11 protein-coding genes and 1 pseudogene are annotated in these 12,090 nt (G+C 70.0%); 9 read left to right on the forward strand and 3 right to left on the reverse strand.

Features of this window, described 5'->3' with window-relative positions; translation table 11 throughout:
• Nucleotides 1–663: 663 nt before the first annotated feature.
• Nucleotides 664–1,155 (reverse strand): PTS sugar transporter subunit IIA, encoded by a 492-nt coding sequence (locus tag STH_RS18825; RefSeq protein ID WP_043715546.1) that lies wholly within the window; start codon nucleotides 1,153–1,155, stop codon nucleotides 664–666.
• Nucleotides 1,156–1,414: 259 nt separating this feature from the next.
• Between STH_RS18825 and STH_RS09880 the strand changes: the two genes are divergently transcribed.
• From STH_RS09880 to STH_RS17265, 7 genes and pseudogenes are all read left to right on the forward strand, one after another.
• A complete protein-coding gene (locus tag STH_RS09880; RefSeq protein WP_070105454.1) occupies nucleotides 1,415–2,446 on the forward strand; it encodes an ABC transporter substrate-binding protein in 1,032 nt (343 codons plus the stop codon).
• A 14-nt stretch (nucleotides 2,447–2,460) separates the two neighbouring features.
• Nucleotides 2,461–3,237: an ABC transporter ATP-binding protein gene (locus STH_RS09885; RefSeq protein WP_011196097.1), complete on the forward strand. Its 777-nt coding sequence runs from the start codon at nucleotides 2,461–2,463 to the stop codon at nucleotides 3,235–3,237.
• Nucleotides 3,173–4,054 (forward strand): ABC transporter permease, encoded by an 882-nt coding sequence (locus tag STH_RS09890; RefSeq protein WP_242654528.1) that lies wholly within the window; start codon nucleotides 3,173–3,175, stop codon nucleotides 4,052–4,054. The genes STH_RS09885 and STH_RS09890 overlap by 65 nt, the downstream gene beginning before the upstream one ends.
• Before the next feature lie 1,642 nt (nucleotides 4,055–5,696).
• A pseudogene (locus STH_RS19420) lies at nucleotides 5,697–7,310 on the forward strand (DNA translocase FtsK); the annotation flags it as partial.
• Between the two features lie 13 nt (nucleotides 7,311–7,323).
• Nucleotides 7,324–7,767 carry a GNAT family N-acetyltransferase gene (locus STH_RS09900; RefSeq protein ID WP_011196100.1) on the forward strand — a complete coding sequence of 148 codons (444 nt, stop codon included), beginning with the start codon at nucleotides 7,324–7,326 and terminating at the stop codon, nucleotides 7,765–7,767.
• A gap of 130 nt (nucleotides 7,768–7,897) precedes the next feature.
• Complete coding sequence (locus STH_RS18830; RefSeq protein WP_011196101.1) at nucleotides 7,898–8,422, forward strand: ATP-binding cassette domain-containing protein; 525 nt, start codon at nucleotides 7,898–7,900, stop codon at nucleotides 8,420–8,422.
• Nucleotides 8,383–8,661: a hypothetical protein gene (locus tag STH_RS17265; RefSeq protein WP_158506902.1), complete on the forward strand. Its 279-nt coding sequence runs from the start codon at nucleotides 8,383–8,385 to the stop codon at nucleotides 8,659–8,661. Before STH_RS18830 ends, STH_RS17265 begins: the two co-directional genes overlap by 40 nt.
• Nucleotides 8,662–8,725: 64 nt before the next feature.
• Here the strand turns inward: STH_RS17265 and hflC are convergent, their stop codons facing one another.
• Together hflC and hflK are read right to left on the reverse strand one after the other, a co-directional pair.
• On the reverse strand, nucleotides 8,726–9,640 hold the full coding sequence (gene hflC, locus STH_RS09910) for a protease modulator HflC (protein ID WP_011196103.1): 915 nt from the start codon (nucleotides 9,638–9,640) through the stop codon (nucleotides 8,726–8,728).
• Nucleotides 9,637–10,557: an FtsH protease activity modulator HflK gene (hflK, locus tag STH_RS09915; protein WP_148205550.1), complete on the reverse strand. Its 921-nt coding sequence runs from the start codon at nucleotides 10,555–10,557 to the stop codon at nucleotides 9,637–9,639. Before hflK ends, hflC begins: the two co-directional genes overlap by 4 nt.
• A gap of 189 nt (nucleotides 10,558–10,746) precedes the next feature.
• Here hflK and STH_RS09920 point away from each other — a divergent pair, with 189 nt between their 5' ends.
• Nucleotides 10,747–11,256, forward strand: a complete 510-nt coding sequence (locus STH_RS09920; protein ID WP_043713875.1) for a hypothetical protein — start codon at nucleotides 10,747–10,749, stop codon at nucleotides 11,254–11,256.
• Between the two features lie 62 nt (nucleotides 11,257–11,318).
• Complete coding sequence (locus STH_RS09925) at nucleotides 11,319–12,080, forward strand: uracil-DNA glycosylase (RefSeq protein WP_011196106.1); 762 nt, start codon at nucleotides 11,319–11,321, stop codon at nucleotides 12,078–12,080.
• Nucleotides 12,081–12,090: the final 10 nt, after the last annotated feature.

Below are 12,090 nucleotides of genomic sequence, written 5' to 3' on the forward strand. Positions count from 1 at the left end.
CCGGCCCCCTCGCTCACCCGGCCTCGGGTCCTGCGACCCGTGTTTCCGCCAATTCTGACGGATCGCCGGTCAAGTCCGTTTCACCGATCCTCCCTCGGGTCGTGCCCCCGACGGAATGTGCACCCCACCAGATGTGCACCGGCAGACGCCCACCACTGTACATTTTGCCCGTACCTTCGCCCCCGTCCCCTCAGTTCGAGGCGAAATGTGCACCCGTCCCCCTCCCGCCATCGCACATTTCGCACGCAACCTCTCCCTCGCCCCCCCAGTTCGAGGCGAAATGTGCACCCGTCCCCCTCCCCCCACTGCACATTCCGCGCGCAACCTCTCCCCCGTCCCCCCAGTTCGAGGCGGAATGTGCACCCGTCTCCCTCCCCCCACTGCACAGTTCGCACGCAACCCCTCCCCCGTCCCCCCAGTTCCAGGCGAAATGTGCACCCGTCCCCCTCCCGCCACTGCTCATTTCGCGCGCAACCTCTCCCCCGTCCCCCCAGTTCGAGGCGAAATGTGCACCCGTCCCCCTCCCGCCACTGCACATTTCGCCCGCAGCATGCGCCGTCACCCATCCCCTGTAGAATCCACCCGTCGAGCCTCCACGCGGAAACGGGGCGGTTGCCCGCCCCGTTTCCGTTCGTTTCCCCGGCCCGTGGCAGTTCGCCGTTCTCACGGGTCCACCGTAGCCACCGGTTCCCCCGCCTCCACCTTCCCCTGCCGGTCGAGCCGCCACGTCCGCTTGTCATCCAGGTTCGTCAGCAGCACCGGAGTGGCCAGGGAAGGCACGTCGCTCTGGATCGAACCCAGGTCCACCTCCAGCATCGGCTGCCCGGCCGAGACCCGGTCCCCCTGGGCAACCAGCGCCCGGAAACCCCGGCCCTGCAGCTTCACCGTGTCGATGCCCACGTGCACCAGCACCTCCAGCCCGTCGGGGGTGCGGAGACCGACGGCGTGGCCCGTGGGGAAGAGGTTGACCACCTCGCCGTCCACCGGGCTCACGACGGTCGTTCGGTCCACTGCGGCCGGAAAGACGCAGAACCCGTCGCCCAGCATCTTCTCCGCGAACACCGGGTCGGGCGCCTCGCTGATGGGCCGCACCTCGCCCGCCAGTGGCGCCGCCACGGTTACAGGCTTGCTCCGCTTCCCAAAGAGGCCGAACACCACAGCCAACCCCTCCTGCGCCTGCCAGATCGCAAAAGAACTCCGCCGCACCCAGTTTCTCCAGCAGGCCGGCGCCTCCCTTCCTGCCCCGGCCGGGGTGACGCGTGCCCCTCGGTCCGGCCTGGCGCCGGCGCTGGTCCGGGCGACGTGCGCCGGACAGAGCCCCCGCCGCGTGGACCCATCGCACGCCGCCTGCATACCGTGATGGGGAATCTCCCGCCCATCCGCAATGGGCGGAGTACAGGGGGAGGATGGGCAGATGTGGAACCGCAGATTCCGGCCCGCCGGCGCGGCTCTGGCGCTTGTGCTGACGGCGGCGCTGCTCGCTGCGTGCAGTCCGCGCTCGGCGCCGAAGGACGAGAAGTTCACCGTACGGTTCACGGAGGTGATCCACTCCATCTTCTACGCTCCGCAGTACGTGGCCCAGGCCAAGGGCTTCTTCGCTGACGAGGGGCTGGAGGTCGTCTCCTCCACGGCCCAGGGCTCCGACCGGGGCGCGGCGGCCCTGCTGGCCGGCACCGCCGACATCGCCATGGTCGGTCCGGAGACCGCCGTCTTCGTCCACAACCAGGATTCGCCGGTGAAGGTGAAGATTTTCGCCCAGCTCACGGCCCGCGACGGTTCCTTCCTGCTGGCCCGGGAGAAACCCGAAGGCGAGTTCTCCTGGACGGACGTGAAGGGCAAGTCCATCATTGGCTGGCGGCCCGGTTCGATGCCCCAGCTGGTGGCCGAGGCCATCCTCCGGCAGCACGGCCTGGACCCGGAGACCGACCTGGAGTACATCGACAACCTCGCGGCGACCGCCATGGTGGGGGCCTTCCTCAGCGGGCAGGGGGATTACATACAGGTCTTTGAGCCAAGCGTGAGTGAGCTGGTGCAAGGCGGCCACGCCTATCTGGCCACCTACCTCGGCGCCGATTACGGCGAGATGCCCTACACCGCCTTTCTGGCCACCGACAAGTTTATCGCGGAGCATCCCGACGTGATCCAGCGGTACACCAACGCGATCTACCGGGCCCAGAAGTACATCTTCGAGGCCGACCCGAAGGTCGTCGCCCAGGAGGTGGCCCAGTTCTTCGAGGGCACCGATGTGGAGATCCTCGCCTCCTCGATCCAGCGGTACCGGGACGAGGGCGGCTGGGTGCACACGCCGGTGATGAAGCCCGAGGACTACGAAAAGCTCCAGGACCTCATGATCGCCGGCGGCGTGCTGGAGCCGGACCAGCGTGCCCCGTTCGACGCCATCGCGACCAACCGGTTTGCTGAGGAGGCGGTCAGACAGGTGAAATAGAGGAGGTCGGGCGCATGGACCGTCCCCGCATCACCCTGGAGGAGGTCTCGCTGACCTACCTCTCCCCCCGGGGGGCGACGCAGGCCCTGGCCGGCGTCAGCCTCGCGGTCTGGCCGGGGGAGTTCGTCTCCATCGTCGGCCCCAGCGGCTGCGGCAAGTCCACCATCTTGTCGCTCATCGCCGGGATCCTGCGGCCCACCGCCGGCCGGGTGCTCCTGGACGGCGAGCCGGTCAGCGGCCCTTCCCGGCGGGTGGGGTACATGCTGCAGCGCGACTACCTGTTCGAATGGCGGACGGTCACGGAGAACTGCCTGATCGGTCCGGAAGTGCAGCGACAGGACATGGCCCGGGCGCGGGACCGGGTGGCCGGGCTGCTCCGCAAGACGGGCCTCTCCGCCTTTGCCGACGCCTACCCCGATCAGCTGTCGGGGGGCATGCGGCAGCGGGCGGCCCTGGTGCGGACCCTCGCCATCGACCCGGACATCCTGCTGCTCGACGAGCCCTTCTCCGCACTGGACTTCCAGACCAAGCTGACGCTCATCGACGAGGTGTGGAGCCTCCTCCGTTCGGAGCAGAAGACCGTCCTGCTGGTCACCCACGACATCTCCGAGGCCATCTCCATGTCCGACCGGGTCATCGTCCTGTCCCGGCGGCCGGGAAGGGTGAAGTCCGTACATGAAATTCGCTTCGCAGGCCCCGAGCGGCCGATCCCGTTTCAGGCCCGCAGTGCGCCCGAATACGGCGGGTACTTCCACCGGATCTGGGCCGAGCTGGACCCCCCGGAAGGCTGATCCCGGGTCCTCCGACGAGGCGCTGCTCGCCCGCTACCGGCAGGCGCAGCGGCGGCGCCGGCAGACGGTGACCGCCGCCCAGGTCGCCCTGTTGGGGATCGTCCTCCTGCTGTGGGAGGTGGCGGCGGACCGCTACTGGGTCAACCCCATGCTCACCAGCCGTCCCAGCCAGATCTGGAGGACGCTGGTCAGCATGGCCTCCTCCGGCTCCCTCTGGATGCACCTGGGGGTGACGCTCCGGGAGACCCTGGCCGGGTTCGCCATCGGCATGGCCCTGGGCCTCGGCGTCGCGATCGCCCTCTGGTGGTGGCCGGCCCTGGCGGCGGTGCTGGACCCCTACCTGGTGGTGCTCAACGCCCTGCCCAAGATCGCCCTGGGCCCCATCTTCTACATCTGGCTGGGCCACACACTGTCGGTCTACGGCATGGCCGTGGCCATCTCGGTGGTCGTGACCATTGTGATGCTGCACGCCGGGTTCAGCGAGGTCGAGGCCAACCAGGTGCTGGTCATGCGCACGTTCGGCGCCACCCGGGGGCAGATCCTGCGGAAGGTGGTCATCCCCTCCTCCCTGCCCACGGTGATGGCTGCCCTGAAAGTGAACATCGGCCTGACGCTGGTGGGGGTGATCGTCGGCGAGTTCCTGTCGGCCCGGGCGGGCCTGGGTTACCTGATCATCTACGGGGGCCAGGTCTTCCAGATGCAGCTGGTGATGACCTCGGTGGTCATCCTGGCGGTCATCTCGGCCCTGCTCTACCTGGCGGTCACGTGGGCGGAGCGGCTGGTTTCTCGCCTCCTGCACCTGCCGATGCGCAGCTGACCGACCCGGAGGACCTCCCGGGCCGCGCAGCCGGTGTGGACCGCGGCCGCGCCGGCCACCGGGCCACGAAACCGACGGTGGCAGGAGAGTCCGGCCGCTTTGTAGAATCTACCATGATACTGCAGTGGGTTGGGAAACGCGTCCAGAGGGCGGAGCCACACGGGCTCCGCTCTCTGGTTGGAGACTGGGGGGCTCCGGCTTGAGTCGCAGAAACCGTTCGCAACAGACGGGCCCGAGGGCCGCGGCGATCGTCGGCCTCGGCCTGGGCGTTTGGCTGGCGCTCTGGTGGACAGGCCGGGCGGACTTCTGGACGACCGCCGCCGCAGCCGCGGGGACCGCCCTGCTCCTGCTCCTCAACCACATGGCGGGGCAGCGCGGACCGGCCGCAGCGGCCCCGGGCCGGGCCGATGCGGAGGAGCCGCACGGTCCGTCCGAGGACGCCGCCGGCAGGAGGCTGCGCACGCCCAACGCCGTGCGCCCCGAGTACAACACCCTTCCCGACTCGTGGCCGTCCAAGACCTCCCGGGTACCGGCCGCCGCACCGTCCCCTGCCCGCCGGCGACCCGTCCCCGCGGCGGACCAGGAGCACACCCATGCCTCCGCGCCCGGTCCGGTGCCGTCACGGGTCCCGCCCCCGCTGCCGCCGCCCCTGTTCGGCAACCCGGAATCCCGACCGATCCTGGCGGGGATGGAGCACACCGTCCGCCAGCGACCGCGGATTGCCGGCCCGGAGGACGAGACTGCGGAGGCCGCATCCCCGTCGATGGGGGCGGTTCCTTCCTCCCCGGGCGCCGAATCCGGGGAGGAAGCGCCGCCGACCGCGGGCACCTTCGCCTCCGGCGTCCCCGTCGGCCCGTCGGGGATCCTGGCCGCAGACCCCGGGGGGAATGCGGCCGGGGCATCTCCGGAGTTGGTGGCCGGGGCACCTCCGGAGGTGGCCGCCGCGGCGCTGCCGGAAGCGCCTGCACCCGACCTCCCGCAGCCGCTCCGGCTTCCGGGATTGACGGAAGCGGAGCGGGCTGCCCTGGGGCTCGCGGAGGCCGGGTCAGGGCCTGACCCGGTTCCCGGGTCGACGGCCGGGTCTGCTCCGGGGCCTGCTATCGGGTCGCCTGCCGGACCTGTTTCCGGGCCTGGTTTCGGGCCAGCTACTGTGCCTGCACCCGGACCTGCTTTCGAGTCGACCGCCAAGTCTGCTCAAAGACCTGCTTTCGGACCGGCCCCTGGGCCTGCACTTGGGTCGGCTTCCGTGTCTGATCCCGAGCCGGTTATCAGGCCAGCTCCCGCACCTGCACCCGGACCTGCTTTCGGGTCAACCGCCGAGTCTGCTCAAAGACCTGCTTTCGGACCGGCCCCTGGGCGTGCTCCCGGACCGGCTTTCGGTCCGGATACCGAGCCCGCCCCCGGATCTAATGCAGGATCTGGTCCGGGGCTTGCTTCCGGGCCGACTGCCGGGTCTGCCCTCGGACCCGCTCCCGGGCCTGCGCCTGGACTTGAACCCGCCCCTGGGCCTGCTCCCGGACCGGCTTCCGGGTTGGCTCCCGGATTGGTTGCCGGGTCTGCTCCCGGACGTGGTGTCGGGTCAGCTGCCGGGCCGTCTTCCGAGCCGGCTGCCGAGCCCGCCCCAGGACCTGGCGCCGAGTCGGTACCTGGGCCTGCTCCCGAGCCTGCTTCCACACACGCTCCGGTATCGACGGCGGACACGGATCCCGACGCCCGGGACCGTCAAGCCCCGGCCGGGTGGGCGGAGTACCACCTCCCCTCCCTCGACCTGCTCCCGCTGCCCGAGAGCGAGCGGGGCCTGTCCGAGGACGAGATCCTGGAACGGGCGTCGCTCCTGGAGCGCACCCTGGCCAGCTTCGGGGTGGAGGCCACCGTGGTCGACTTCTCCTTCGGGCCCGCGGTGACCCGGTACGAGCTGCAGCCGGGGCCGGGGGTGCGGGTGAACAAGTTCACCGCGCTGGCCGACGACATCGCCTTGGCTCTGGCCGCGACCGACGTGCGGGTGGAGGCGCCCATCCCCGGCAAGTCCGCGGTGGGCATCGAAGTGCCCAACAAGGAGCGGCTGGCCGTGCCCCTGCGGGAGGTGCTGCAGTCGCCGGAGTTCCTGGCCAGCACATCGAAGCTCACGGTCGCCCTGGGCAAGGACAACGCCGGCAACCCCGTGGTGGGCGACCTGGCCCGCATGCCCCACCTGCTCATCGCCGGGGCCACCGGTTCCGGCAAGTCGGTCTGCATGAACACCCTCATCTGCTCGTTGCTCTACAAGGCGCGGCCGGACGAGGTCAAGATGCTCATGATCGACCCGAAGATGGTCGAACTGTCGATGTACAACGGCATCCCCCACCTGATGGCTCCGGTCGTCACCGATCCGCGCCGGGCGGCCGGGTTCCTGAAGGGCGCGGTCAAGGAGATGGAGTCCCGCTACGAGCTCTTCGCCGCGCTGGGGGTGCGCAACATCACCCAGTACAACCAGCTGGTGCGGGACAATCCCGGCCCGGACCCGGACCACCCCCGCAGGCCGCTGCCCTACATCGTCATCTTCATCGACGAGCTGGCCGACCTGATGATGGTGGCCCCGGCGGACGTGGAGGACGCGATCTGCCGGCTGGCCCAGATGGCGCGGGCCTGCGGCATCCACCTGGTGATCGCGACCCAGTCGCCCCGGGTGGACGTGATCACGGGGCTCATCAAGGCCAACATCCCGTCCCGCATCGCCTTTGCCGTCTCGTCCCAGGTGGACTCCCGGGTGATCCTGGACGCGGCAGGCGCCGAGCGGCTCCTGGGCCGCGGCGACATGCTCTACCACCCCGCCGGCCTGCCCAAGCCGATCCGGGCGCAGGGGGCGTACATCAGCGAGGCATCGGTGGAAAAGCTGGTCCAGTTTGTGAAGGCCCAGGGCCGGCCCGAGTACACCGCGCAGGAGGTGCCCCTGGAGAACGGCGGCCGCCGCGGCCGCAACGGCACCTACGGGCCTCAGGCCGCCCAGGAAGCGGCCGCGCCGCAATCCGCCGTGGATGAGGCGTTGCCCGAGGCCGCCCGCATCATCATCGAGCACGGGCACGCCTCGGTGTCCCTGCTGCAGCGGCGGCTGCGGTGCAACTACACCAAGGCCGTCCGACTCATCGACCAGCTGGAGGAGATGGGGTTCATCGGCCCCCACCAGGGGTCCAAGCCCCGGGAGGTGCTGGCCACCATGGCCAAGTGGCATGAGGTGTTCGGCGACCGGGCGGGCGGTCCCCGCCCGCCGGCCGAGTAAGGGGGTGAGTGCGGTGGCGATCCGCACCGTGCGCGTGACCACGCCGGAGCAGCTGGAGGCGGCCTTCGCCATCCGGCGCAAGGTCTTCATCGAAGAGCAGAACGTCCCGCCCGAGGAGGAGCTGGATGGCCTCGACCATACTGCGGCCCACGTGCTCGCCCTGGACCCCGCAGGCCGCCCGGTGGCCACGGGGCGCATCATCCCCTACGGCGAGGGGACCGGCAAGCTGCAGCGCATCGCGGTGCTGCCGGAGTTCCGGGGCCAGGGCTACGGCCGGGCGGTGGTCGGAGCCCTGGAGGAGATGGGGCGGGCCATGGGCTTCCGGCGGTTCGTGCTGGGCGCCCAGACCCACGCCGAGCCGTTCTACCGCAGGCTGGGGTACCGGACCACGTCGCCCGAGGTGTTCCTGGACGCGGGGATTCCGCACGTGCATATGGAGAAGGTGTTGGAAGACTGAGCCGACGATCCGACGGGGGCTGTCCCAACAGCAGATCATTCTGCTTGGGGCAGCCCCTTCTGTTGTCCGTCAGGCTGGGTATTTCAGGAAGCCACAGAACACGGGCCGGCTCTCCGGGGCGGCGGGCCGGTTGGGCAGACGGACACCCCCCGGGCCCCTGCCCGTCACGCTGCGGGAGGTCTCCTTCCGTTACCCGGGCGCAGACCAGGATGTCCTGGACCGGATCGCGGTGGCGATCCCGCCGGGGCAGGTGGTGGTGCTGGTAGGCCCCAACGGCGCGGGCAAGAGCACGCTGGCGGCGCTCATCCTCGAGCTCTACCCGCCGACGCGGGGAAGCGTGCACGTCGGCACGGGTGCCGTGGGGCATGCCGTCCGCGGCGCCGTCTTCCAGGATTTTGCCCGCTACTCCCTCCCGCTGCGGGACAACGTCGGGTTCGGTGACCTGAGCCTTCTGCACAACGACGACCACCTGCGGGCGGTGCTTCGGCGAACCGGGGTCGCCCTTCACGCCGACCTGGACCAGTGGCTGGGTGCGGAGTTCGGCGGCCGGGAACTCTCGGGGGCGAGTGGGCACGGGTGGCCATCGCCCGGGGGCTGGTCCGGCGGCGGGGACTGGTGGTCCTGGACGAGCCCACCGCCGCCATCGACCCCGTAACCGAGGTGGAGCTGTGCCCCCGCATGCTGGAAATGGGCGCAGGCAGCACGGCCATCGTCGTCTCCCACCGGCTCGGCGTCGCCCCTTACAGCGACCGGGTGCTGGTGCCGGACCAGGGCCGGATCGTGGAGGACGGCAGCCATGACGAGCTGCTGGCGCAGGGCGGCCTCTACGCCCGGCTCTGGAACGCCCAGGCCTCCTGGTACACCGACCGGCCGGTGCAGGCCGGCAGCCCATAGCGAAGTGCGGCGCCCAGCAGGGCGCCGCACTTCGCGATGTCGCAGACCGCACACGGACTGACTCTCACTGGCCCATCAGCAGCCGGGCGTACGGCGAGTCGATGGGGATGACGATCGTCGGCTTGCCGTTCAGGGTGGTCTTGTAGGACTCCAGCGTGCGGTAGAAGGCGTAGAACTCAGGGTCGGCGCCGTACGCCTCGTTGAAGATGCGCGCGGCCTCCGCCTCGCCCTCGGCCTCGATCTCGGCCGCCTTCCGGGCCGCCTCGGAGACGATCAGGGTCGCCTCCTTGTCGGTGCGGGCCCGGATGATGGCCGCCTGCTCGTCGCCCTGCGACAGGTAGTCCTGGGCGATCTTGGACCGCTCCGACTTCATGCGGTTGAACACGGACTCCAGATTCTGCGGGGGCAGGTCGGTCCGCTTCAGCCGCACGTCGTGGACGGTGATGCCGTAGCTGGCCAGCTGCTCGTTGACCAGCCGGGTGACCTCCTGGTTCAGGTTGCCCCGGGCCGACTCGCCCTCCGAGATGATCTCGCCGAACTTCAGCCGGCCCAGCACGCCCCGGACGGTGGAGTAGACGGCCGCGTCGATGCGCTGCTCCGCCCGCGCCACGGTCTGGGTGTTCTGCACGAAGAGGCGCGGGTCGGTGATCTGCCAGACAGTGTAGTGGTCCACAATGATGGGCTTCTGGTCGGCGGTGAGCAGCTCCGCCGGGTTGCTGTCGTGCACCACGCGATGCTTGGGCAGGGTCTGCGCCGACTGGAGCAGGGGGATCTTGAAGGTCGGCCCCGCTTCGGTCACCACCCGCTGCACCACGCCGGTCCAGGAACGGATCACCAGGTACTCGTCCTCCCGGACGAAGATCACCTGGCTGAGCGCCCCGGCGATCACGGCGATGGCGACGATCCACGCCAGCAGCCGCTTCACCTCGCCCGGGTTCACCTGGATCTTCAGATCGATGGGCTCACGCTCCGGCGTCACTGGCTGCCACCCCCTCCCGGCACGATGGGCAGGTACTTCACCGTGCCCTCGCTGGAATCCACGATGACGATGTCCGCCCCGGGCAGGATCTGCTCCAGGGTCTCCAGCAGGAGCCGCTCCCGGGTCACGTCCGGGTTGGCCTTGTACGCCTCGTAGATGGCCTTGTACTGGGCCACCTCAGCCAGGGCCTGGTTGATGCGGGCCTGCTTGTTGGCCTCGGCCTGCTCCAGCAGCTTCTGGGCCTCGGCCCGGGCCGCGGGGATCCGCTCGGCCTCGTACTTGCCGGCCTCGTTGATCTTGGTCTGCTGGGCCTCCCGGGCGTCGGTCACCGCCTTGAACTCGGCGGAGACCTGCTGCGGCGGCTCCACGTCCTGCAGCTTGACGTCGATGATCATGATGCCGGCGCCGTAGGAGTCCATGAGCTCCACCAGCTGCCGCTCCACCTCCTCCTGGATCTCGAACTTGCCCGTGGTGATGGCGAAGTCCAGGCCCGTGGTGCCCATCACCGAGCGCAGGGCGGCCGCGGTGGCGTTGCGGAGCAGCCGATCGGGGTCGTCCACGGCGAAGAGGTACTTCTCGATGTCCTGGATGCGCCACTCCACCAGGAGATCGGCCCACACCAGGTTCTCGTCGCCGGTGATCATCAGCGCCTCGTCCTCCACCAGCTGGACCCGGCCGTTCTGTTCCCGGAAGCCGAACTGCAGCTCCTGGGTCTGCTTGGTCGGCAACACCACCGCCGTCTCCAACGGCCAGGGCAGCTTGGTATGCACGCCCTTGTCCACCTGGCGGGTGGCTCGCCCCATCGTGAGCACCAGCGCCGACTCGTGCTCTTCCACCCGGAACCAGGTCGTCAGGGCCAGGTTCGCCGCCAGAGCCGTCAGCAGGAGCCCCAGCAGCGCGCGCCGGATCAGTCGCACTCGCTCCAACCTCCTTTTGTCCACGTCGTGATGATCGGTAGATGAAGCGTCCAGTCAAAGGATGCTTCGCGACCCCCAAATGGTTCGGATCAACCGACGATCGGCGACGAACCACCAGGTCGGCAGCGTGCCGACCCGGGCCGCGTCGGGGACGGCCAAGGGCATACTACGGCGCAGGAGGTGCAGGTGATGATGCGCGGCGACGTCGACCGCTTCTACCGCGCCATCCGGCGGGAGCACCCCGAGCCGCCGCCGGGCCCGATCCGCCACCTGGACCACGTCCGGACCATCGCGGACTACTACGCGCGCCTCAGCCAGCAGGAGCGTCTTCTGATGCTGGCCTGGGCACGAAAAGAGGAGAGCGGCATCGGGATCATCCCGCTCGCGCTCTCCGCCATCCCCTTCTTCGGCCTGATCGTCAGCGCCCGGCTCCAGGAAGTGCTGAACCGGCTGCCCATCTGGCAGGTCTTCGTCACCTGGCTGCTCTTCGGCTCCCTGGTTCTGCTGGGCTTCTACGTCCACCAGAGCCAGAAGGCCTGGACGGCCCTGCACATCACCCTGCTGGAGCAGGCCATCGCGGCGGCGGAGGCGGCTCAGTCGGAGCCGGCACAGGCCGGCGCGCCCGACGGGGACCCACCGCAGCCGTCGCCGGAGGACGCGCGCCGGCTCACGTTCCCTCCCGAGACGGGCGTGCACTGAACTTGCGGCAGGGAACGCCGGCCCGGCCGTAGAACCAGTGCTGCATGAAGACGCATGAACCGTTGAACCTGTCTGCGCCGCACCCCGGGCCTGCGGCCCCGGGGTGCGCCGACCATCCTCCGCACCTCGTCCCGGAGCGCACCCGGTGCCTGGAAGGGCTGCACCGGGACATCATCGAATGTGACCGCTGCCCCCGCCTCCGCACCTACTGCGCGGAGGTGGGGCAGACACGCGTCCGCCGGTACCGGGACCAGGAGTACTGGGCTCGGCCCGTCCCCGGATTCGGCGACCCGGAGGCGCGCCTCTTCATCCTCGGGCTGGCCCCCGGCGCCCACGGGGCCAACCGCACCGGCCGGATGTTCACCGGCGATGACTCCGGGCGCTGGCTCTACGGCGCGCTCTACGAGTTCGGCTTCGCCGACCGGCCGGAGTCCGTGAGCCGGGACGACGGGCTCACCCTCACCGACGCCTACATCAGCAACGTCGTCCGCTGCGCCCCGCCCGGGAACAAGCCGTCCCCCGGCGAGATCGCCGCCTGCCGCCCCTTCCTGGAGGCCGAACTGGCCATGCTGACCCGGGTGCGGGTGGTGCTCGCCCTGGGCCGGATCGCGTTTGACACCTACGTCCGGCTGCGGCGGGCACAGGGTTTTGACCCGGGCCGGATCGACTTCCGGCACGGCGCCGAATACCGCATCCCCGGGCTGCCGGTGCTGCTCTCCAGCTACCACCCAAGCCGCCAGAACACCAACACCGGCGTGCTGACAGCGCCGATGTGGCGTGAGATCTTCGCGCGCGCCCGCGCCCTGCTGGACGAGCCGTCCTGAAGACGACGCG

It is taken from the genome of Symbiobacterium thermophilum IAM 14863 (assembly GCF_000009905.1).
Lineage (GTDB): Bacteria > Bacillota > Sulfobacillia > Symbiobacteriales > Symbiobacteriaceae > Symbiobacterium > Symbiobacterium thermophilum.